Origin of the sequence: Microbacterium saccharophilum (assembly GCF_007992455.1) — a bacterium.
Classification (GTDB): domain Bacteria; phylum Actinomycetota; class Actinomycetes; order Actinomycetales; family Microbacteriaceae; genus Microbacterium; species Microbacterium saccharophilum.
The window spans coordinates 1-21,708 of sequence record NZ_BKAH01000020.1 but is presented as its reverse complement, the minus strand read 5'-3'; the positions used below and the strand labels follow the sequence as shown (position 1 = coordinate 21,708).

Genomic DNA, 21,708 nt, shown 5'->3' with positions numbered 1-21,708 from the left:
ATCTCGGGAGGTGGTGAGGGGTTCCCGAGGGGGCCCCTCACTGCTTCGTGGCGCGATGCGCACGTGAGCGGGCACGGAGAGCCGGCCCCGCTCGTCGGTTGCCGAGATCGCCGCATCACCCGGACGGTGTCCGATGGGGGCGCGGGACCTTCGGCCTCCACCGGCCCGGCGTTTGGCGAGACCTTGGTCTCATGCCGAAATCGATGCGAACCCTATCTCGGCAGAGGCACCACCCCGCTGGCCGGTTTGGTGTGGTCGCTGCCACTGCCGCGCTGGTCGCCGCTACGGCCATGTCCCTGTCGGCCTGTGCGCCCGCGGAGCCCGAACCGACCTCCTCGCCGACGACGCCTCAGGAGTCCACGCCGCCGTCCACGCCGCCGGCCACGACGCCCCCGACGATCGCGCCGACCGACCCCGAAGCGACGCAATGCCCCGGCGGCGGTGATACCGGCGCGGTGGAGGACGGCTTCCCGCAGCGCCTCTCCAGCCTCGTCGGCATCGAGATCCGCACGGGAAGCCATCCGCCGTGCTTCGAGCGCGTCGTCATCGAGTTCGCAGGAACCGGCGACGCGCCCGGATTCCGCGTGGAGTACCAACCGGATCCGATCATGGACTCCCCGCGGGGTGAGCCGGTAGAAGTGGCCGGCGACGCCACGCTCGTGGTCTCTGCCGGCGCGTGGATGCCGAACCCCGACGGGGACGGCTATGACGGGCCCCGTCAGATCCAGCCCCTGAACGTCGAGACCATCCTGGAACTGGAGCAGCTCGAGAACTTCGAGGGGATGACCGCGTGGGCGATCGGGCTCGATCGCGAGCGGCCGTTCACCGTGCAATGGCTCGAGAACCCCGCGCGCCTCGTCGTCGACGTCGCGCTGAACTGATGTGCGGCCGCTGGCATCCGATGCAATGTGCGCAGAGTGACGACGCGACGGTCAGCGGGCCGGTCAGGCCAGATCCTCGCCGTGCTGGGCGAAGACCGGTCGTCGCCCTGCAACACGACCTATCTCGCCGACCGGCTTGTGGACAGTAGGAGTGGACTGACCTCCCAGATCCGCAGACTGGAGAAGGCGGGACTGGTTGCCCGCGCCGCGTCGCCCGAGGACCACCGCGGCGTCAACGTCTCGCTCACGTCGGCGAGTGCCGCCCTCCGCCCGTCGCAACGACGAGGGCGTACGCTCGCGTGACATGAGCGAGAACGAGCGCGACTACGACATCGTCCTCCTCGGCGCGTCGGGATTCGTGGGCCGATTCACGGCGCGGCACCTGGCGGCGGCGGCGCCCGCCGGCGCGCGCATCGCGATCGCAGGCCGAGCCCGCGCCCGGCTGCAGGCGGTCACCCGCGACCTCCGCGTCGACTGGCCGATCCTCGAGGTCGACACCGGAGATGACGCCGCCGTCGCCTGGATGGCGGCATCCACGAAGGTGGTCGCGACGACCGTCGGACCGTACCTCCGCTACGGGACGGGCGTCGCCTCCGCGTGCGCCCGCGCCGGCACGTCGTACGCCGACCTGACGGGCGAGAGCGTCTTCGTCGCGCGCAGCGTCGAGCGCAACCACGACGTCGCCGTGAACAGCGGCGCCCGGATCGTCCACTCCTGCGGGTTCGACTCGATCCCCTCCGACCTGGGCGTGGGCCTCGCCCACACGGCCGGCGGCGGCGTGCCGATCGTCGCCGCGACGCTGCGGGTGCGGTCGCTGCGCGGCGGCATCAGCGGCGGCACGATCGACTCCCTGCGTCAGCAGATGCAGGAAGCGAAGACGGATGCCGGCGCCCGCCGCCTCATCGGCAACCCCTACGCGTTGACGCCGGGTCCCTCCGTCCGGCTCCCCGGGCGCAGCTCCTCCGGCTGGGGCACCGAGCGCGGCGCCTGGCAGGCGCCGTTCGTCATGGGCGCCTACAACCGGCAGATCGTCCAGCGCAGCAACTACCTGACGGGATGGAGCTACGGACAGCTCATGCAGTATCGCGAGGTCGTCGCGACCGGCCGCGGGCTCGGCGGGTTCGTGCGGGCCGCGGCGATCACCGCGGGCACCGGTGCCCTCGTCGCCGGGATGTCCTTCCCGCCGACGCGCGCCCTCCTCGACCAGCTGCTCCCCTCACCGGGCAGCGGGCCGAGCCCCGATGCGATCGAACACGGCCGCTTCGTGCTCGACGTCGACGTCTATCCCGTCGAGGGTCAGCCGGTGCGCACGCGCATCGCGGCGCCGTTCGACCCCGGATACGGCGGTACCGGGGTGATGCTCGGCGAGTCCGCGCTCAGCCTCGCGTTCGACGATCTTCCCGAGCGCGCCGGGGTGCTGACGCCCATGGTCGCGATGGGGGAGGCGTTGGCGCAGCGGCTCCGCGCGCAGCGGTTCACCCTGGACGTCGGCGCCAGCCTCTGACCAGCCCGAGAAGTGCGAGCAGGGCGAGCAACTCGAGTCTCTGACGTTGCTCGCAACGGAGGTGAAACCCCGCGTCGCCCGGCTCCTCGCGCGAAGTGACGACCCCGACGACGACGAGCGCGGGTATCGACCGCCACGCCCCTTCACGCTGAACGTCAGCCCAGCGTCCACGGGAACAGCGCCGCGAACACGACGGCGGAGACGACCCAGCACCCGCCGAGGAACACGACGTCGCGCGCCCGGAACGGCACGAGGTGGCGCTCGGTGCGGTCGGGGTGGGCGCCGAAGGCGCGCGCATCCATCGCGAGCGCGACCCGCTCCGCGTGACGGATGGCGCCGGCCAGGAGGGGGACGACGTACCCCCACCAGCGCGCGACGACCGCGAACCGTCCGCCGTGTGCGCCGCGCACGCGGTGCGCCTGCCGGATGATGTCGAGCTCGTGCCGGAACCGCGGGACGAACCGGAACGCCGCGAGCGCCGTGTACCCGACGCGGTACGGCACGCGCAGCTGCTGCACGCTCGCGCGGACGACATCCGGCCCGGTCGTCGTGAGGCCGGCGATGAGCGCCAGGGCGACGATCGCCGCGAGGCGCAGCGACGTCGCGAAGCCGATCTCCAGGGCGCCGCTGTACAGCGTCCAGGCGCCGATCGAGACGATCTCGACGCTCCGGTCGATGCGGGACGCGTCGATCCACACCGACATGCCGACGCCGAACACGACGACCCCGAGCGGCAGGGCCACGCCGAGGATGAGAGCGACGGTGCGGGTGAGGCGCGTGCCCGCGAGGATCACGGCGTAGGCGAGGACGAGGAACACCGACGGCGTCGTGAGGTCACGGACGAAGACGAGGAGGAGGATGGCGGGGAACGGGCCGGCGAGCTTCGCGAGCGGGTTGATGCCCCCGAGGAACCGGCGGTCGGCACCGACCTCGGCGTACGGGTCGACGGCGACGCTCATGCGGCACCACCCGGCAGGTCGGCGAGGCGGACGGCGCCCGCGAGGGCCGGGTGCGCCACGCCGCGCAGCGCCTCACGCAACGGCGGGAGCCGGAGCCCGGCCGAGCGCAACAGGGCCTCGTCGGCGAAGACCTCGGCCGTCGCGGCATCTGCCCGCACCCGTCCGTCGAGGAGCACGACCGTCCGCGTCGCGTACTCGGTGACGAGCTGCATGTCGTGGGTGACGACGATGATCGTCGTCCCGGCATCCTGCAGATCGCGGAGGAGCCGGAGCAGTTCCTCGGCGCGGGCCCGATCCTGCCCGAACGTCGGTTCGTCCAGGACGAGGACCGGCGCCCCGGCGACGAGCGCGGTTCCCACCGACAGGCGGCGCTTCTGCCCGCCGGAGAGGAGGAACGGATGCTGGCCGGACTTGTCCTCGAGCCCGAAGCGGCGGAGCACCTCGGTGGTGCGGGTGCGCACCTCCTCCTCGGGAAGCTTCTGGCGGCGCAGCCCGTGGGCGATCTCGTCGAAGACCGTGTGCGCGATGAACTGGTGCTCGGGGTTCTGGAACACGAACCCGATCCGCCGCGACAGCGCCCGCGCATCGGTGCGCGCGACGTCGACACCGCCGACGCGGACCGTGCCGCGCGGCACCGGGACGACGCCGGCGATCGCCTGGACGAGGCTCGTCTTGCCGGCCCCGTTCGCACCGACCACGGCCACGAACTCACCGGCGCCGACCGTGAGGTCCACCCCGTGCAGCACGTCGTGGCGACCGCGTCGCAGGGTCAGGCCGCGCACGTCCACGATCGGCTCGCCCACAGGCGCCGGTGCGACAGCGGCCGGCGGCGCCGTCACCGGTCCCGCGCCCGCGCTCACCGCGGCGCGCAGCTCGTCCGGGGTGAGCGGCAGCCGCTCGAACACCCACCCGGCCCTGCGCAGGCGCAGCGCCGCGAGGGTGGAGATCGGCAGCCAGACGCCCATCGCATGCAGCTCCTCCGCACGACCGCGGAGCACCTCGTCGACCGAGCCGTCCGCGACCGTCCGCCCCTCGGCGTCGAGCGCCACGACACGGTCGGTGAGCGCGACCGCGGCGTCGAGGTTGTGCTCGATGAGGAGGATCGCACGGTCGCGCGTCGTGCCGTCGGGGTGGCGGACGAGATCGTGCAGCGCGAGGTAGACATCCTCGATGCCGGCCGGGTCGAGGTTGGCGGTCGGCTCATCGAGCACGAGCAGCGGCGACCCCATCGCCAGCGCGCAGGCGATCGCGAGCCGCTGCCGGCCGCCGCCGGAGAGCCGGTCGGGGTTCTCGGCGCGCCGCTCCCACAGGCCCACCTGCCGGAGGGCGGCCTCGCTGCGCGCGAGCACCTCGGCGACCGGGAGCCGCAGATTCTCCGGGCCGAACGCGACCTCGTCGAGCACCGTGCCCGTCACGAGCTGGGCATCGGGATCCTGGAACACCATCCCCACGTGCGTGCTCAGCACGGAGACCGGCGTGGTCCGGGTGTCGAGCCCCGCGATCTCGACGGTGCCGGTGACCTCGGCGGGGACGGCGTGCGGGATGAGCCCGTTGAGCGTCAGGGCGAGCGTGGACTTCCCGGACCCGCTCGGCCCCAGCAGCAGCACGACCTCGCCGGGCCGGATCTCCAGGGACGCATCGGCCGGCGTCGCGGCGAGCGCGTCGTCGTGGCGGACGCCCAGGTTCCGCACCCGCGCGAGCGGAGCGGGGGCGCCGGACACGTCGGGCGCACCGGAGGCGAGCGGGGTCACGGATGTCCAAGCGTCGGGCGGAGGTCCTCCCAACGTAGCCGGGCCTACCCGCGCACTCCAACCGTCGTGCGGGCCACGCCGGCGCGGCGCAGGCCGCTGCCGATCGCGAGCCCCACGAAGGTCCAGAGGACGGGGCCGAGGATGAGGAGCGCGTAGAAGACGGCGAGCGCCCACGGCACGAGCTTGCCGGCATCCAGGGCGAAGCCCATCCCGATGACGAGGACCACCCCCACGACGACGGCGGAGATGAAGAACCGCCAGCCCTCCCAGTGGCGGTAGCGGGTGAGGGCCGCGACGCCTTCCTGCAGACTCCCGATGAGCAGCGCCATGCCGAGGTAGCGGCCCACCCACTGCGGGGCGAACGCGCTCGCGACGATCCCGGCGAGCAGGTGGGTGACGAGGGCCACCCACGGCATCCGCAGCAGCGCCTGCGCGATGACACCGGGCACGACGTGCGCGCCGAGGACCAGGCCGTAGACGATCGGCAGGATGGCCCACACCGGAGCGCTGACGTAGCCGGCGACGACGGTGAGCAGCCCCGTGGCGACGCCGATCGCCGCGCAGACGAGGAGAACGCGCGTGGAGAGTCGGGATGCCGCAGGCACGCCTCCAGCGTAGTCGCGGCGACGGCGCCGCCGGACGGCGGGCACCGGGGAAAACCCGGTCAGGCGCGGCGGCGCCGCCGCGTCAAGCGGACCCCCGGGAGCGGCGGCGCGGGGATGCGCTCGTCACCGTGCCCGACGACATGGCCGAACCGCGGGGCGCCGGATTCCCATGCCTCGCGGGCGTCGACGATCTCCTCGTGGGTGCGCGCCACGAAGTTCCACCACATGACGATGTCGTCCTCGAACGGCTCGCCGCCGATCAGGAACACGGTCGTGTCACGTTCGACGCGGATCTCGATCGCGTCGCGGTGGATGCCGAGGTAGAGCAGACCACCCTCGGGAAGGACGGTGGGCTCGTCGTCGGCGAACACGGCGCTGCTCCCGTCGACACCGAGCAGCGCATACTCCCACTCGGCGTGCAACGGCACGGTGACCCGGGCGCCCGCCGGCAGGAAGATCTCGGCGCCCACGATGGGCGTGTACATCGTGGCGGGCGACGACGACCCGGCCAGCTCGCCGACGACGACCGCCGCGACGGCCCCGTCACCCAGCTCGACGATCGGCAGATCCTCGTGCCGCTCGAACGCGGGTGCGCCGTGGCGCCGCGACTCCGGCAGCGCGACCCACAGCTGCAGGGCGTCCAGCGGCGCGGGGTCCTCGCCGATCGAGTACTCCGAGTGCACGATGCCGGCGCCGCTCGTCATGAGGTTCAGCGCGCCGCGCGTCACGACGACGTCGCTGCCGACGGCATCCCGATGCCGCACCTGCCCGATGAACGGCCAGGTGACGGTCTGCAACCCGATGTGCGGGTGCGGTTCGACGCGCATGCGCGTGACCTGGGGACCGAACCGGTCCACGAAACACCATGCGCCCACCATCGGCAGGTCGCGCTGCGGCAGGCTCCGGTGCACCGTCATGGCCCGCACCCCGCCTAGCGGCACCTCGCGCGCGGACAGCAGCAGGGCGCGGGGGCCGTCGCACGCCGGCGGGGCCTCCCGTTCCTCGGGGCCGCTGTCCAGGCGGGTCATACCCGCTCGATCGCGTCGCTGCCGCTCTCGTCCACGGTGGGACGCCAGTACACGTCGAGTCCGTCGACCTCGTTCTTGTGCAGGTACTTCACGATGAACGGGCAGACCGGCACCACCGTCTCGCCCCGGGCCGCGGCATCCGCGAGCGCCCGGCCGACGAGGATGGTGGCGAGCCCGCGCCCCGCGAAGGCGTGGTCGATCTCGGTGTGCGGGAACACGAGACGCCCATGGCGGTCGGGCAGGAACTCGGTGAAACCGGCGATCGTCTCGTCGAGGTGGATCTCGTAGCGACCCTTCTCGTCGTTGCGGGTCACGGTGATCTCGGCGTCGTCCGTCACAGCGGCTCCTCTCGTCGCTGACTCCAACGTAGGCGGCGGCCCCCGTGTTCCGCCAGGCTCGGACGCCGCTCGTCGCGCCGTCACCGCCGCTCGTCGCAGCCCACGCGATCGCACGCGGCACGCGGCGGCGGGGGTTCCTAGCCTGTCAGCACGCAACGATGCGCCGACGAGGAGATCCGATGACTGCACCTTCTGCGCGCCCCGGGCGCGCCCCGGGGTTCGCCCACGATGAGCCCGACCTCACCCCCGACCCGAACCTCCCCCCGGTGGCTCTCCCTGCCGAGCACGAGGAGAAGGCCGCCCGCTGGACGCTGCCGAAGATCATCCTGTGGGCCGCGATCGCCCTGCTCGGCGCCGTGGCCTGGACGATGCTCGCGATCGTGCGCGGCGAGACCGTCAACGCGATCTGGTTCGTGTTCGCCGCCGTGTGCACCTACCTCATCGGCTACCGCTTCTACTCGAAGGTCATCGAGCGCTACATCACGCGCCCCGACGACAACCGGGCGACGCCCGGCGAGGTGCGCCAGGACGGCAAGGACTACGTCCCCACCGACCGGCGCGTGCTCTACGGCCACCACTTCGCCGCGATCGCCGGCGCCGGTCCCCTCGTCGGACCGGTGCTCGCGGCGCAGATGGGCTTCCTCCCGGGGACCATCTGGATCATCGTCGGCGTCGTGCTCGCCGGCGCCGTGCAGGACTACACGGTCCTCTTCTTCTCGATGCGCCGCGGCGGCCGCACGATCGGCCAGATGGCGCGTCAGGAACTCGGCCGCATCGGCGGCACCGCCGCGATCATCGCATCGCTGCTGATCATGCTGATCATCGTCGCGATCCTCGCCCTCGTCGTCGTCAACGCGCTCGGCGAGAGCCCGTGGGGTGTCTTCAGCGTCGCGATGACGATCCCGATCGCCCTCTTCATGGGCGTGTACCTGCGCTATCTCCGCCCCGGCAAGGTCACCGAGGTCTCCCTCATCGGCTTCGTGCTGCTCATGGCCGCCATCATCGGCGGCGGCTGGGTCGCCGGCACCGAGTGGGGCCAGGCGATCTTCCACCTCGACCGCACGACCATCGCGTGGGGCATCATCATCTACGGCTTCATCGCCGCGGTCCTCCCGGTGTGGCTGCTGCTCGCCCCCCGCGACTACCTGTCGACGTTCATGAAGATCGGCGTCATCGTGATGCTCGCCGGCGCGATCGTCCTCGTGCGCCCGGAGATCACCGTCCCGGCGGTGTCGGTCTTCGGCGAGAACGGCATGGGCCCGGTGTTCGCCGGCCCGCTGTTCCCGTTCCTCTTCGTGACGATCGCCTGCGGTGCGCTGTCCGGCTTCCACGCCCTCATCGCCTCCGGCACGACCCCCAAGCTCGTGGAGAAGGAGCGTCAGACGCGCTTCATCGGGTACGGCGGCATGCTCATGGAGTCCTTCGTCGCGATCATGGCGCTCGTCGCCGCGATCTCCATCGACCAGGGCATCTACTTCGCGATGAACGCCCCGGCCGCCGTCACCGGAGGCACGGTCGAAGGCGCCGTCGCGTTCGTGAACTCGCTGGGCCTCACGGGCGTGAACCTCACGCCCGACATGCTCACGAGCACCGCGGCCGCCGTCGGGGAGGAGAGCATCGTCTCCCGCACGGGTGGTGCGCCGACCCTCGCGCTCGGACTCGCGCACATCATGCAGCAGGCGCTCGGCGGGCAGGCGCTCATGGCGTTCTGGTACCACTTCGCGATCATGTTCGAGGCGCTGTTCATCCTCACCGCCGTCGACGCCGGGACGCGCGTGGCCCGCTTCATGCTGCAGGACTCGATCGGCGCCTGGGTGCCGAAGTTCCGTGATGTCTCGTGGCGCCCCGGGGTGTGGATCACCACCGCGATCATGGTCGCCGGCTGGGGCACGATCCTGATCCTCGGCGTCACCGACCCGCTCGGCGGCATCAACACGTTCTTCCCGCTGTTCGGCATCGCGAACCAGCTCCTCGCGGCCATCGCGCTGTCGGTCGTGCTGGCGATCGTCGCCAAGCGCGGGCGGGCGTACGTGAAGTGGCTGTGGATCATCGCCCTCCCGCTCGCCTTCACGGCCGTCGTCACGATCACGGCGTCGATGTACAAGATCTTCAGCGACGTGCCGTCGATCGGCTACTGGGCGAACCACTTCCGCTACCGTGCGGCGCAGGATGCCGGTGACGGCAGCCTGGGTGAGCCCGCGGTCGTGGAGGCCGTCATCCGCAACACGGCCGTGCAGGGGACGCTGTCGATCATCTTCGTGGTGCTGGCGATCATCGTCATCATCGCGGCGATCGTCGTCACCATCGGCGCGATCCGCCGCGGCGGGGGCGAGAACACCGAGGAGGCCGCGGTGGTCTCCCGCCGGTACGCGCCCGCCGGGTTCCTCGCGACTTCCGCCGAGCGCGAGCTGGAGAAGCGGTGGGAGCCGCTGCTGCGCGACGAGCGGAAGGCGACCTCCGCCCACTAGGCGGAGCGGATCATGACGAACCGGACGGATGCCGTGGCTCCCGGCCCGCTGCGCGCGCTCGCCGCGCACCTCGGGAGGGTGGGCCGCGGCATCCGCTGGTACGTCACGGAGCTCATGGGCGACACCGCGTACGCGACCTACGTGGCTCACCACACCCGGCACCACCCCGACGAGGCGCCGATGACCGAGCGGCAGTTCTGGCGGCAGAAGATGGACGACCAGGACCGCAACCCCGGCGCGAGGTGCTGCTGAGGCGCTGCCGGCACACCGACCGTAGGCTGGCGCCATGACCGACTCCGTCGTGCTCGCCGGTCTCCTCGGCGCCGCCGGCGGCATCGCGCTCACCGTGCTCCTGCTGCTCGCGCGGCGGCTGGCGCGCGGGTCGCGGGAGCTCGGCAGCGACGAGGAGCGGGCCACCTACCGCGCGCTGCACCACGCGAGCCTCGCCGCCACGCACCTCCGCGGCGGCCTCGGCTCGCCCGACATAGCGCGCGCGGCGCGGCACCTGCGCGTGCTCCTCGGCAGCACGGCCGTCGCCCTCGTCGACGCCGACGGGGTCGTGGCGACCGACGGGCAGGGCGAAGGACTCGACGCCTCCGCCGCGCGCATCGCCGCGCGGGTCACCGAGACCGGACGCTGCCAGGTGTTCCCGCGGCGCGCGGGCGGGGAGCTGGAGGCCGTCGGCGCGCCCATCACGGTCGACGGCACCGTGGTCGGCGTCGTCGTCGCCTTCGCGGCGCCGGTGCGTGCGGCGCTGGTCCGCGCCGCCGGCGAAGTCGCCGAATGGTGCGCGGCGCAGCTGGAACTCGGCGAGCTCGACGCCTCCCGCACCGCGCTCGCCGAGGCCGAACTCCGCTCCCTGCGCGCGCAGATCTCGCCGCACTTCATCTACAACGCGCTCACCGCGATCGCGTCCTTCATCCACACCGACCCGATGCGCGCTCGCGAGCTCGTGCTCGAGTTCGCCGACTTCACGCGCTACTCGTTCCGCCGGCAAGGCGAGTTCACGACCGTCGCCGAGGAGCTGCGCAGCATCCACTCGTATCTCGAGCTGGAGCGGGCGCGGTTCGGTGACCGGCTCAGCGTCACCCTGCGCATCTCGCCGGAGACCCTCGCCACCGTCATCCCGTTCCTGTCGGTGCAGCCGCTCGTGGAGAACGCGGTGCGGCACGGGCTGGAGCCGGGGGAGGGCGGCGGGAGCATCCGGATCGCGTCCCACGACGAGGTTACCCACACCGAGATCACGGTCGAGGACGACGGGGTGGGGATGGATCCGGAGTCGCTGCGCGCGCTCCTGACCTCCCGCGACGACGGCGCGCACGTCGGGCTCCGCAACGTCGACACGCGGCTGCGTCAGCTCTACGGTCCGGGCGGCGGGCTGGTCGTGGAGACGAACAGGGGCGCCGGTACCATGGTGCGCATGCGGATCCCCAAGTCGCAGCCGCTCCATACGCTCGACCCGATCTGAGTCGCCGTCATGACCCCGATCGACGTCCTCGTCGCCGACGACGAGCGTCCCGCGCTCGACGAGCTGGTGCACCTCCTCCGCGCCGACGACCGCATCGGCGACATCCTCACGGCATCGTCCGGGGCCGACGCGCTACGACTGCTGTCCGTGCGCGCCGTGGCCGTCGCGTTCCTCGACATCCACATGCCCGGGCTCACCGGACTCGAGCTGGCGCGTTCGCTCGGCGCGCTCGCCGAGCCGCCGGCGGTCGTGTTCGTCACGGCGGACGACGCGCGCGCGGTCGATGCGTTCGACCTGCGCGCAGCGGATTACCTCCTCAAGCCGGTGCGCGTCGAACGGCTGCGCCGGGCGGTGGACCGGGTGATCGAGCTCGGCGCGGAGGGCGCCGTCGAGGGCGACGAGGTGCTGCCCGTCACGGTCGGCGCCACCGTGCGGTTCGTCCGGCGCAGCGACGTGCGCTGGGTGCAGGCGCAGGGCGACTATTCCCGCCTGCACGGCGACGACGGCCCCGGGCACCTCGTCCGCATCCCGATCTCGGAGCTGGAGCAGCGCTGGGCCGACGCGGGCTTCGTGCGCGTCCACCGCTCCTACCTGGTCAGCACGGCCGCGGTGGGGGAGGCGCGCCTGGGTGGCGCCGAGCCGACGGTGTCGGTCGGCGACGTCGAGCTGCCGGTGAGCCGGCGCCTGCTGCCGGTCGTGCGCGACGCGCTGGTGCGCGGCGGAGGAGGCCGGTGACCGAGCCGCGCCGGGTGCGGGTGACGGCCGATCCCGGACCTCGCCGTCCCGTCGCCGCGACCCGCGGCATCGCCCTGCCGGACGCGCCCGCCGACGAAGCGGATGCCGTGTTCGCCCGCGCCCTGCGCCGCACGCAGCTCCGGCTCGCGCTCGGCACCGTGAGTGGCTTCGTCATCGTGACGGTGGCCCTCTCGCTCGCGATCGTCGCGATCCCGGGACTCGACGGCATCGTGCTGCTCGGGGTGCCGCTGCCGTGGCTGCTGCACGCGTTCGCGTACTACCCCGTCGTCCTCGTGTTCGCGCTCCGCTACGCCCGCGGCGCCGACCGCAACGAACGTCGGTACCGGGCGCTGCGGGAGCGCGAATGAATCCCGCTCTCGACCTCGCCGCCGTGGCGCTCGTCGTCGTGGTCACCGCCCTCGTCGGCGGCTACGGCCTGCGCGTCTCACGGACGACGAGCGACTTCTTCGTGGCCTCCCGGACGGTGCGGCCTGTCTGGAACGCCTCCGCGATCAGCGGCGAGTACCTGTCGGCGGGCACGTTCCTCGGGCTGTCCGGTCTCGTGCTCCTCGGCGGCGCGCGCGGCTTCTGGTTCCCGATCGGCTACGCCGCGGGGTACCTGCTCGTCCTCATGTTCATCGCCGCGCCGCTGCGCCGCAGCGGCGCGTACACGATCCCGGACTTCGTCGAGGTGCGGCTGGAGTCTCCGGCCGCCCGCCGCGTCACGAGCGTCGCGGTGCTCGTGATCGGCTGGCTGTACATCGTGCCGCAGCTGCACGGCGCGGGGATCACCCTCGGTGTCGTGGCGGGCCTGCCGCCGTGGGTCGGCGCCGTCACGGTCGCGGTGCTCGTCGCGGCGGCGGTCGCCGCGGGCGGTATGCGCGCGATCACCTACGTGCAGGCGTTCCAGTACTGGCTGAAGCTCGCCGCACTGCTCGTTCCCGTCATCCTCATCGCCTTCGCGGTCGGCGGCGGGCCGTACGACGTCCCCGCCTCCGTCGTGTTCCCGCCCGCGGCCGGGCCGGCCGAGATCGACGCGTACGAGTCGGCATCCCTCCTGCTGGCGCTGCTCCTCGGAACCATGGGCCTGCCGCACGTGCTCGTCCGGTTCTACACGAGCCCCACAGGCGTGTCCGCGCGGCGCACGACCGTGCTCGTGATCGGGCTCGTGAGCGCGTTCTACGCCGTCTCCAGCGCCATGGGTCTGCTGGCGCGCCGCGTGGCACCCGACCTCGCCGAGCCGGGCCTCGCCGACACCGTCGTCCTCGTGCTCCCCTCGCGCGTCTTCCCCGGACTCCTCGGCGAGCTGCTCACGGCGCTCCTCGTCGCCGGTGCGTTCGCCGCCTTCCTCGCGACCTCCGCGGGACTCGTCGTGTCGCTCGCGGGTGTCGTGAGCCAGGACGTCTTCGGCGGGTCGGTGCGCTCCTTCCGGCTGTCGGCGCTGCTCTGCACGGCCGTGCCGCTCGGCGTCGCCCTCCTGACGGTGCCGGCCGGTCTCGGCGCGAGCGTCGGGATCGTGTTCGTCGTGGCCGCGTCGAGCCTGTCGCCCGTGCTGCTGCTCGGCGTCTGGTGGCGCGGGCTCACCGCGCGCGGGGCGATCGCCGGGATGACGGTGGGCGCCCTCTCGTGCGGTGTCGCGCTGCTCGTGCACGGCGCCGTCGGCGGCGTCGGCGCCGCCGCGCCGTTCCTCGCGCAGCCCGCCGCCTGGACCATCCCGCTCGCGACCGCCGTCATGGTGGCCGTCTCGGTCTCCGATCCGCGGGGCGCGCCGCTGCGCACCGACCGGATCCTGGCGCGGCTGCACACGCCCGAACGAGCCTGAACCGCGCGCCCGGCCCGCCGCCGGGGCTGGTGCGCCCCGTCCGCGGCGGGGAGGATGAGACGATGCGCCGCGCCGGAGTGTCCCTCGCGCTGGCGATCCTGCTCCTGCTGGCCGGATGCGTCGCCGGCCCGCAGGGCGCGAGCCCCCCGGCAGCGCCGTCGTCGGCCGGGCCGTCCGAGACCCCGCCGCCGACACCGCCGCGCACCCCGACACCGACGCCGACGCCGACACCCGACCCGATCGCGGGACTCCCGCTGGAACAGCGCGTCGGCCAGCTCTTCGTCGTGGGCACCCCGGCCGGCAGCGTCGATCCGCAGACCCTCGCCGCCGTCGCGGAGCGGCACATCGGCGGGGTGTTCCTGCACGGGCGCTCGAACGGCGGCGTCGCGGCGGCGGCGGCGGTCGTCGCGCACTTCACCGGTCCGGATGCCGGCGCGCAGAGCGGCATCCCGCTGTGGGTGGTCACCGATCAGGAGGGCGGCGAGGTGCAGGTCCTCCGCGGGCCGGGCTTCGACGACATCCCCTACGCGATCCGGCAGGCCGACCTCCCGCCCCCGCAGCTCCGGGACGCGGCGCGGCGCTGGGGGCAGCAGCTGCGCGAGGCGGGGGTGACGCTCAACCTCGCCCCGGTCGCCGACATCGTCACGAGCCATGACGCCCGCTTCGCCAACCCGCCCATCGGCGGGCTCGGCCGGCAGTACGGGTACGACGAGTCGACCGTCGCCGCGTACGCCGGTGCGTTCGCCGACGGGATGCGGGATGCCGGCGTCACGCCGACGTTGAAGCACTTCCCGGGACTCGGGCGCGTGACGGCGAACACCGACCACGCCGGCGATGTCGCCGACACGACCGTGACGGCGGACGGGCCCGACGTCGGGGTCTACCGTGCGCTGCTGTCGGAGGAGCCCGCGCTCGTCATGGTCGGCTTCGCGGTCTACGAGAACATCGACGGCTCCGCGCCGGCGGTCTTCTCCGCGCCGATCGTCACCGGCATCCTGCGAGGCGATCTCGGCTACGACGGCGTCGTCATCACGGACGACCTCTCCGCCGCGACCGCCGTCGCGGGCGTCGCTCCCGCCGATCGGGCGATCCGCGCACTCACGGCGGGGGTCGATGTCCTGCTGCTGTCCTCCGGCCCCGCGACGCTGCCGGCCATGTACGACGCGGTCCTCGAGCGGGCGCGCAGCGACCCCGCGTTCGCGGAGCGCGTCGACGAGTCGGCCCGTCGCGTCGCCGTGGCCAAGCTGTCCGGTCCGTGATCGGGCAGACTCAGGTGGTGACCTCCCCCACGGCGCTGATGGCCGGCATCCCGACCGACGCGTCGGCGGATGCCGTCTACGACGCGTTCGCATCGTGGGCAGAGGGGCGCGGCTTCACGCTCTACCCGGCGCAGGACGAGGCCGTCATGGAACTCGTCTCCGGCGCGAACGTCGTGCTGTCCACCCCGACGGGCACCGGCAAGTCGCTCGTCGCCGTCGCCGCGCACGCCGCGTGCCTGGCCGCCGGCGGCCGCTCCTATTACACGGCACCGATCAAGGCGCTCGTGAGCGAGAAGTTCTTCGCGCTCGTGGACATCTTCGGCGCGGAGAACGTCGGGATGGTCACGGGTGACTCGTCGGTGAACCCCGACGCCCCGATCGTGTGCTGCACGGCCGAGATCCTCGCGAACCTGGCGCTCCGGCTCGGTCCGGACGCGCCCGTCGACCAGGTCGTGATGGACGAGTTCCACTACTACGGCGACCCGGAGCGCGGCGGGGCGTGGCAGGTGCCGCTCCTCACCCTGCCGCGGGCGCAGTTCCTGCTCATGTCGGCGACGCTCGGTGACGTCACGGCGATCGCCGACGATCTGTCGCGGCGCACCGGCCGGCCGACGGCGCTCGTAACGGGCGTCGAGCGACCCGTGCCGCTGCACTTCTCCTACGAGCGGCGCCCCGTGCACGAGGTGCTCGCCGCGCTGCTGGAGAACCGCGAGTCGCCGGTGTACATCGTCCACTTCTCACAGGCCGCGGCCCTCGAGCGCGCACAGGCGCTGTCGAGCGTCAAGATCGCCACGCGCGAGCAGCGCGACGCCATCGCGGAGGCCATCGGCGGATTCCGGTTCACCACCGGGTTCGGCAAGACGCTGTCCCGGCTCGTCCGGTCGGGCATCGGGGTGCACCACGCCGGGATGCTGCCCCGCTACCGCCGGCTCGTGGAGACCCTCGCCCAGCGCGGGCTGCTGCGCGTGATCTGCGGCACCGACACCCTCGGCGTCGGCATCAACGTGCCCATCCGCACCGTGCTGCTCACGGCGCTGTCGAAGTTCGACGGCACGAAGATGCGGCAGCTCACGGCGCGCGAGTTCCACCAGGTCGCCGGGCGCGCGGGACGCGCCGGGTATGACCCGTACGGCAACGTCGTCGTGATGGCACCGGAGTGGGAGATCGAGAACGCTGTCGCCCTCGCCAAGGCCGGCGACGACCCCGCGAAGCGCAAGAAGATCGTGCGCAAGAAGGCGCCGACGGGCGTCGTCAACTGGGGCGAGGGCTCGTTCGAGCGCCTCATCACCGCCGTGCCGGAGCCGCTCGAGCCGCGGCTGCAGCTCACCGCCGCGATGCTCATCAACGTGATCGGCCGCGGCGGCGACGTGTTCGGCAACGTCCGGTCGCTCGTCTTCGACAACCACGAGTCGCGCCCGCGCCGGTATGCCCTCGCGCGGCGGGCGATCGCGATCTTCCGCACGCTGGTCACGGCCGGGATCGTCGTCTCCGATGCCGACGGCATCCGTCTGACCGTCGACCTGCAGCCGAACTTCGCCCTCAACCAGCCGCTGTCGCCGTTCGCGCTCGCCGCGATCGGGCTGCTCTCGCCCGACGACGCCGAAACCGGCACGGGGCACTACGCGCTCGACGTCGTCAGCGTCATCGAGGCGACCCTCGACGACCCGCGCGCCATCCTCAACCAGCAGGAGTACCTCGCGCGCGGCGAGGCCGTGGGGGCGATGAAGCGGGAGGGCATCGAATACGACGAGCGGATGGCGCTGCTCGAGGACATCACATACCCGAAGCCGCTCGCCGACCTCCTCGCGCAGGCGTTCGAGGTGTTCGCGTCGAGCCAGCCGTGGGTGCGCGACTTCGAGCTGTCGCCGAAGTCGGTCGTGCGCGACATGTTCGAGCGCGCCATGACCTTCGGCGAGTACGTGTCGCAGTACCAGCTGGGCCGCAGCGAGGGTCTCGTGCTGCGGTACCTCAGCGACGCGTACCGCGCGATCCGCCAGACCGTGCCGGCCGAGGCCCGGACGGACGAGCTCATGGACGTCATCGAGTGGCTCGGCGAGCTCGTCCGTCAGGTCGACTCGAGCCTCGTGGACGAATGGGAGGCGCTCGTGCACCCCGCCGACGACCCGACGGCGCCCGTCGTGCCGCCGGCTCCGCCGTCGGTGCTCACCAACCGCCGGGCGTTCACGGTGCTCGTCCGCAACGAGCTGTTCCGCCGCGTGCAGCTCGCGGCGCGGCAGGACGACGATGCCCTCGTCGCGCTCGACCCGGATGCCGATTGGTCGGACGCCCTGGACGCGTACTTCGAGGAGCACGACGAGATCCTCACCGGCGGCCCGGCGCGCTCGCCGCGCCTGGTCGAGATCGACGAGTCCGACGCGGCCTCGGCCGGGGTCTGGCGCGTCGAGCAGGTCATCGACGACCCGGACGGAAACCACGACTGGCGCATCCGCGCCGAGGTCGACCTCGACGCCTCGGTGGAGTCCGGGACCGCCGTGACCCGCGTGACCCAGGTGCTGCGCCTCTAGTCGCGCCGGTCAGGCCGTGCGCCGGTCCGGCGCGGGTCAGGAAGTCGGGGGTGGGAGTCAGAATGGGGCGGTGACCACATACGTCGCGTTCCTCCGCGCCATCAACCTCGGCGCGAAGCGGGTGTTCCCCAAGGGCGACATCCGGCGCGTCGTCGAATCCGCGGGCTTCGACGACGTCGACACGCACATCAACACCGGCAACGTCCGCTTCACGAGCGGGATGCGGTCGCGCGAGCGCATCGAGGAGAAGATCGAGGCCGCGTTCGCCGCCGACCGGGGCTTCGAGGTCCCGACGATCGTGTACACCGCCGCCGAGGTCGCGGAGATCGCCGCGACCGTGCAGGAGCTCGACGACGAGCATCCGGGACTCGCCCGGCACTACGTGTACCTCCTGAAGGAGCAGCCGAGCCTCGATGCCCGCGCGCGCGTCGAGGCCGCGGCGAGCGGCGCGGGCGAGATGATCGTCCGCGGCCGCGCCGCGCACGCCCTGCTCCTCCCGGGCTACCAGGACGGCCGCGTCGATCCGCTCGGCGCCGTGAAGCACCTCGGCGTCGCCACGAACCGCAACGCGACGGTCATCACGGCGATCGCCGCCAAGTGGTGCTGACCCGCCGGACGCCGCCGGTCGCCGTCGGTGGGCGCCGGACGCCGCTGTCGGACGCCGCGACTATCGTTGTCCGGGTGACTGACGGCGGCTGGAGCGACGACCCGTACGCCGACGTGCCCTGGTACCCGGACGAGTTCGGTCCCCCGGAGGACTTCGACGCCCCGCCCCCGCCGGATCCCGCGTTCGACGGCTATGCGGCATCCGTCGCCCGCGCCACCCGCGACCAGCCCGCCGGCGCCGCGCCGACCGGCAACCGCGCCGCGCCGCGCGCCTTCCCCGCGGTCGCGGCGACGGCACCCTCCGTCCTGACGCTCGAACGGCGCGACCACCTCGGCGCCGACCCGGTCGCGGTGCTCAAGGAGGTCTTCGGCTACGACGCGTTCCGCGAGGGCCAGGGCGACATCGTCTCGCACGTCGTGGCCGGCGGCGACGCGGTCGTGCTCATGCCGACCGGCGGCGGCAAGTCGATCACGTACCAGGTGCCCGCGCTCGTCCGCCCCGGCACCGGCCTCGTCATCTCGCCGCTCATCGCCCTCATGCACGACCAGGTCGACGCGCTCGTCGCCAACGGCGTCCGTGCCGCCTACCTGAACTCGACGCAGTCGCCGGGCGAGCGCGCCGGCGTCGAACGCGCGTTCCTGGACGGCGAGCTCGACCTCCTCTACGTCGCCCCCGAGCGCCTGTCCGGCGCCGCGACGACGAACCTCCTGCAGCGCGGCACCCTCAGCGTCATCGCAATCGACGAGGCCCACTGCGTGTCGCAGTGGGGCCATGACTTCCGCCCCGACTACCTCATGCTCGGCGACCTCGCCGAGCGCTTCCCCGGCGTCCCGCGCATGGCACTCACCGCCACCGCGACGCGCGCGACGCACCGCGAGCTCACCGAGCGGCTGTCGCTGCCTGACGCGAAGCATTTCGTCGCGAGCTTCGACCGTCCCAACATCCAGTACCGCATCGAGCCGAAGGTCGACCCGCGCAAGCAGCTCGTCCAGTTCATCCGCGCGCAGCCCGAGGGCTCCGCCGGCATCGTCTACGCGCTGAGCCGCAAGTCCGTCGAGCAGACGGCCGACTACCTGCAGAAGCAGGGCCTCGACGCGCTGCCGTACCACGCGGGTCTGGATGCCGGCATCCGCGCCAGCAACCAATCGCGGTTCCTGCGCGACGACGGTGTCGTCATGGTCGCCACAATCGCGTTCGGCATGGGCATCGACAAGCCGGATGTCCGCTTCGTCGCGCACATCGACCTGCCGAAGTCCGTCGAGGGCTACTACCAGGAGACCGGCCGTGCCGGTCGCGACGGCGAACCGGCCGTGGCGTGGATGGCGTACGGCCTCGGGGACGTCGTGCAGCAGCGGCGCCTCATCGACCAGTCGCCGGGCGACCGCGCGTACAAAATGCGGATGGGGCAGCACCTCGACGCGATGCTCGCCCTGTGCGAGACGGTGGGATGCCGTCGGCAGAACCTGCTCGGCTACTTCGGGCAGTCCTCCGACGCGTGCGGCAACTGCGACACGTGCCTCGAGGCGCCGGAGACCTGGGACGGCCTCGTCGCGGCGCAGAAGCTCCTCTCCACGATCGTCCGGCTGCAGCGCGAGCGGGGCCAGTCCTTCGGTGCGGGGCACCTGATCGACATCCTGCGCGGCGCGTCGACGGAGCGCATCCGCCAGCAGGGGCACGACAAGCTCTCCACCTACGGGCTCGGCGCCGACCTCACCGACCAGGACTGGCGCAGCGTCATCCGGCAGCTGCTCGCCGGCGGCGTGCTCGCTGCGCAGGGGGAGTACGGCACGCTCGGCGTCGGCGAGGCGGGCGCCGCCGTGCTGCGCGGGGAGAGTCCCGTGCCGCTGCGCCGTGACGTCCTCGGCCGCACCGGCAGCACGCCCCGCACCCGCAAGGCGCCCGCGTCGGATGCCGTCGCGGCCGGCGACCGCGACCTGTTCGAGGCGCTGCGCGCATGGCGCGCGTCGGCGGCGAAGGAGCAGGGCGTCCCCGCGTACATCGTCTTCGGCGACGCGACGCTGCGCGCGCTCGCCGAACGCCGGCCCGCGTCGCTGGCCGACCTCGACGGCGTCTCCGGCATCGGTGCGAAGAAGCGCGAGGCGTACGGCGAGGCCGTTCTCGCGGTGGTCGCCGCGCACTGACCCCTGTCGTCAGCGCGTCCGCACCGGCACGTGCTCGACGCTGACGCCCGTCGTCAGCGCGTCCGCACCCGCACGTGCTCGACGCGGAAGCGGTGCGGCAGCGCCGCCGTACCGCGTGCACCGCCGGCGGCCGGGAGCTCGAAGACGTCCAGCATGAGCTGCACCGGGTAGTCGATGCGCTGCGCGACGGTCTTCACCCACCGGCCGTCGATGAAGAACCGCAGGTGCTCCGGGGTCCACTCCACGGCGTAGTCGTGCGGCTGCGTCAGGTCGCCCGTGACGCGGATCCGTTCGACCTCGTCGCGCAGGCGCGGATCGTGGTGCGCCTTGACGCCCACCGTGACCCAGCCGCCGTCGTCGTCGAGGTCGCGGCCGAAGACCTCGGCGATGCAGATCTCCCCGCTGTCGTCGGGTCGGTCCTCGAACCCGATGGGCCAGAACGCGACCATGGCATCCGAGTGCCGGATCGCCGACATCCGCGTCTCGATGATGCCGTAGTGGGGCAGCCACAGCCGGTGCTCCGGCTGTTCCTCGCGGACGACGAGCCCGTCCCGGAAGCGGTGCTGGCCCGTGCTACTGCCCACCGGGCCGGAGAACTGGCCGGTCTGCAGGTGCGAGACGCGGACGTCGCCGTCCCACTCCGGCGCCCAGGGCGGGGTGTCGGGGTCGATCCGCAGTTCGAGGCGGTCCCCGGTCTTCCACCGCGCCATGGTCGCCTCCCGGCTCGACCAGTGCGGGAGGTAGTGCGGCCACCAGCGCTCCGGGTCGAGGCTCTCAGCGCCGAACCGCTCCTCCTCGAGATCGCCGCCGGGCTGCAGCGGCGCCATGTCGAGCGCCCAGATGCGGAAGGTGAGCTCGCCACCGCGCCACGGCTCGGTGCCCTCGCCCTGGGCCACGAAGCCGGCTCGCGCGCACAGCGCGTTGGACGCCGGGTTGTCGATGCCCGGGTAGGCGACGAGCAGGTCGCGCCGCCCGTCCGCGCGGATCTCGGCGAGGAGTGCGCGCAGCGCCGCCCCGGCCACGCCCCTCCCCTGATGCTCCGGGAGCACCGACCATCCCGTCTCCCACGCCGGCCGCGCGTCGTGCTCGACGGCCCAGTAGCCGATGCCGCCCGCCGGTTCGCCGTCGACGTCGATCCGGTACGTGCGGGCCTCGTCGCTCTCCCACAGCCGCAGGTAGCGGGCGTGGCGGTCGCGCACCTCGTCCGCCGTCTCGGGGCCGCCGAGGTGCACCGTCATCTCCGGAGCGTTCATCCGCTCGAGCAGGCCGAGGTCGCCGTCGCTCCAGCGCGTCAGAGTCACCGTCATCCGCCCATGATGCCCCGGGCCGCCGACACGGCCGCCCGCGGCGCTCACCCGACAGCCCGGAAGGCTGGCGCCATGCAGCAAACTGCAGGACCGGGCGTGACGGGTGAGGCGCATGGGGCTCACTGGCCACGCCAGTCACGCCTCATCCTGCAGTTCGCACCGCTCGTCAGGCCGAGCCCTCGCCGCCGCGACCGCACGACCACACGCCGCCACCCGCCCACCCCGAGGCGAACACACGCCGCCATCCGGCCGCGCGCGCAGCAAACTGCAGGACCGGGCGTGACGGGTGAGGCGCATGGGGCTCACTGGC

The 21,708-nt window shown here is 72.8% G+C and carries 19 protein-coding genes; 13 read left to right on the top strand and 6 right to left on the bottom strand.

Translation table 11 applies throughout. The features are described 5' to 3' along the window. Positions 1-290 precede the first annotated feature (290 nt). Genes MSA03_RS14410 through MSA03_RS13665 form a run of 3 tightly spaced genes read left to right on the top strand, consistent with a single transcriptional unit; the run spans position 291 to position 2,385 of the window. A complete protein-coding gene (locus MSA03_RS14410) occupies positions 291-881 on the top strand; it encodes an AMIN-like domain-containing (lipo)protein (protein WP_170245524.1) in 591 nt (196 codons plus the stop codon). 27 nt (positions 882-908) lie between these two features. Then, positions 909-1,184: a MarR family transcriptional regulator gene (locus MSA03_RS13670; protein WP_307725253.1), complete on the top strand. Its 276-nt coding sequence runs from the start codon at positions 909-911 to the stop codon at positions 1,182-1,184. Position 1,185: 1 nt separating this feature from the next. After that, on the top strand, positions 1,186-2,385 hold the full coding sequence (locus MSA03_RS13665) for a saccharopine dehydrogenase family protein (RefSeq protein WP_147051435.1): 1,200 nt from the start codon (positions 1,186-1,188) through the stop codon (positions 2,383-2,385). Positions 2,386-2,540: 155 nt separating this feature from the next. Here the strand turns inward: MSA03_RS13665 and MSA03_RS13660 are convergent, their stop codons facing one another. From MSA03_RS13660 to MSA03_RS13640, 5 genes are read right to left on the bottom strand one after another with little or no spacing between them, the layout of a single operon-like run. After that, a complete protein-coding gene (locus MSA03_RS13660) occupies positions 2,541-3,344 on the bottom strand; it encodes an energy-coupling factor transporter transmembrane component T family protein (protein WP_147051434.1) in 804 nt (267 codons plus the stop codon). Beyond that, positions 3,341-5,095: an ABC transporter ATP-binding protein gene (locus tag MSA03_RS13655; RefSeq protein WP_244946440.1), complete on the bottom strand. Its 1,755-nt coding sequence runs from the start codon at positions 5,093-5,095 to the stop codon at positions 3,341-3,343. Before MSA03_RS13655 ends, MSA03_RS13660 begins: the two co-directional genes overlap by 4 nt. 44 nt (positions 5,096-5,139) lie before the next feature. Next, complete coding sequence (locus MSA03_RS13650) at positions 5,140-5,700, bottom strand: ECF transporter S component (RefSeq protein ID WP_147051433.1); 561 nt, start codon at positions 5,698-5,700, stop codon at positions 5,140-5,142. Between the two features lie 59 nt (positions 5,701-5,759). Continuing rightward, entirely contained in the window at positions 5,760-6,728 is a 969-nt protein-coding gene (locus tag MSA03_RS13645; protein WP_147051432.1) for a pirin family protein, read from the bottom strand. Further along, positions 6,725-7,066, bottom strand: coding sequence for a GNAT family N-acetyltransferase (locus tag MSA03_RS13640; protein ID WP_147051431.1), 342 nt, complete (start codon positions 7,064-7,066; stop codon positions 6,725-6,727). The genes MSA03_RS13645 and MSA03_RS13640 overlap by 4 nt, the downstream gene beginning before the upstream one ends. A gap of 179 nt (positions 7,067-7,245) precedes the next feature. On the opposite strand from MSA03_RS13640, the gene MSA03_RS13635 reads away from it, so the two are divergent. The 10 genes from MSA03_RS13635 to recQ all read left to right on the top strand — a co-directional run bounded on the left by MSA03_RS13635 (position 7,246) and on the right by recQ (position 20,091). Beyond that, positions 7,246-9,534 carry a carbon starvation CstA family protein gene (locus MSA03_RS13635; protein WP_147051430.1) on the top strand — a complete coding sequence of 763 codons (2,289 nt, stop codon included), beginning with the start codon at positions 7,246-7,248 and terminating at the stop codon, positions 9,532-9,534. A 12-nt stretch (positions 9,535-9,546) separates the two neighbouring features. Next, on the top strand, positions 9,547-9,786 hold the full coding sequence (locus MSA03_RS13630; RefSeq protein ID WP_036272838.1) for a YbdD/YjiX family protein: 240 nt from the start codon (positions 9,547-9,549) through the stop codon (positions 9,784-9,786). Between the two features lie 34 nt (positions 9,787-9,820). Further along, positions 9,821-11,002, top strand: a complete 1,182-nt coding sequence (locus MSA03_RS13625) for a sensor histidine kinase (protein ID WP_147051429.1) — start codon at positions 9,821-9,823, stop codon at positions 11,000-11,002. 9 nt (positions 11,003-11,011) lie between these two features. Then, complete coding sequence (locus MSA03_RS13620; protein WP_147051428.1) at positions 11,012-11,737, top strand: LytR/AlgR family response regulator transcription factor; 726 nt, start codon at positions 11,012-11,014, stop codon at positions 11,735-11,737. Further along, entirely contained in the window at positions 11,734-12,105 is a 372-nt protein-coding gene (locus tag MSA03_RS13615) for a heavy metal transporter (RefSeq protein WP_147051427.1), read from the top strand. Before MSA03_RS13620 ends, MSA03_RS13615 begins: the two co-directional genes overlap by 4 nt. Then, positions 12,102-13,559, top strand: coding sequence for a sodium/solute symporter (locus MSA03_RS13610; RefSeq protein WP_147051426.1), 1,458 nt, complete (start codon positions 12,102-12,104; stop codon positions 13,557-13,559). The genes MSA03_RS13615 and MSA03_RS13610 overlap by 4 nt, the downstream gene beginning before the upstream one ends. 62 nt (positions 13,560-13,621) lie before the next feature. After that, complete coding sequence (locus tag MSA03_RS13605; protein WP_147051425.1) at positions 13,622-14,818, top strand: glycoside hydrolase family 3 N-terminal domain-containing protein; 1,197 nt, start codon at positions 13,622-13,624, stop codon at positions 14,816-14,818. 38 nt (positions 14,819-14,856) lie between these two features. Beyond that, complete coding sequence (locus tag MSA03_RS13600; RefSeq protein WP_147051447.1) at positions 14,857-17,343, top strand: DEAD/DEAH box helicase; 2,487 nt, start codon at positions 14,857-14,859, stop codon at positions 17,341-17,343. 70 nt (positions 17,344-17,413) lie between these two features. Further along, positions 17,414-17,950: a DUF1697 domain-containing protein gene (locus MSA03_RS13595; RefSeq protein WP_147051424.1), complete on the top strand. Its 537-nt coding sequence runs from the start codon at positions 17,414-17,416 to the stop codon at positions 17,948-17,950. 74 nt (positions 17,951-18,024) lie between these two features. Further along, positions 18,025-20,091 (top strand): DNA helicase RecQ, encoded by a 2,067-nt coding sequence (gene recQ, locus MSA03_RS13590; RefSeq protein ID WP_147051423.1) that lies wholly within the window; start codon positions 18,025-18,027, stop codon positions 20,089-20,091. Between the two features lie 53 nt (positions 20,092-20,144). Here recQ and MSA03_RS13585 read toward each other — a convergent pair whose 3' ends face one another. Next, complete coding sequence (locus tag MSA03_RS13585) at positions 20,145-21,398, bottom strand: GNAT family N-acetyltransferase (RefSeq protein ID WP_170245520.1); 1,254 nt, start codon at positions 21,396-21,398, stop codon at positions 20,145-20,147. Positions 21,399-21,708 lie beyond the last annotated feature (310 nt).

Excerpts from the sequence above, each read along its gene's own strand:
- MSA03_RS13600 (WP_147051447.1), top strand. The coding sequence starts at position 14,857 with ATGGCCGGCATCCCGACCGACGCGTCGGCGGATGCCGTCTACGACGCG.
- MSA03_RS13630 (WP_036272838.1), top strand. The coding sequence starts at position 9,547 with ATGACGAACCGGACGGATGCCGTGGCTCCCGGCCCGCTGCGCGCGCTC.
- MSA03_RS13645 (WP_147051432.1), bottom strand. The coding sequence starts at position 6,728 with ATGACCCGCCTGGACAGCGGCCCCGAGGAACGGGAGGCCCCGCCGGCG.
- MSA03_RS13620 (WP_147051428.1), top strand. The coding sequence starts at position 11,012 with ATGACCCCGATCGACGTCCTCGTCGCCGACGACGAGCGTCCCGCGCTC.
- MSA03_RS13585 (WP_170245520.1), bottom strand. The coding sequence starts at position 21,398 with ATGACGGTGACTCTGACGCGCTGGAGCGACGGCGACCTCGGCCTGCTC.
- MSA03_RS14410 (WP_170245524.1), top strand. The coding sequence starts at position 291 with ATGTCCCTGTCGGCCTGTGCGCCCGCGGAGCCCGAACCGACCTCCTCG.
- MSA03_RS13605 (WP_147051425.1), top strand. The coding sequence starts at position 13,622 with ATGCGCCGCGCCGGAGTGTCCCTCGCGCTGGCGATCCTGCTCCTGCTG.
- MSA03_RS13665 (WP_147051435.1), top strand. The coding sequence starts at position 1,186 with ATGAGCGAGAACGAGCGCGACTACGACATCGTCCTCCTCGGCGCGTCG.
- MSA03_RS13625 (WP_147051429.1), top strand. The coding sequence starts at position 9,821 with ATGACCGACTCCGTCGTGCTCGCCGGTCTCCTCGGCGCCGCCGGCGGC.
- MSA03_RS13635 (WP_147051430.1), top strand. The coding sequence starts at position 7,246 with ATGACTGCACCTTCTGCGCGCCCCGGGCGCGCCCCGGGGTTCGCCCAC.
- MSA03_RS13610 (WP_147051426.1), top strand. The coding sequence starts at position 12,102 with ATGAATCCCGCTCTCGACCTCGCCGCCGTGGCGCTCGTCGTCGTGGTC.
- MSA03_RS13660 (WP_147051434.1), bottom strand. The coding sequence starts at position 3,344 with ATGAGCGTCGCCGTCGACCCGTACGCCGAGGTCGGTGCCGACCGCCGG.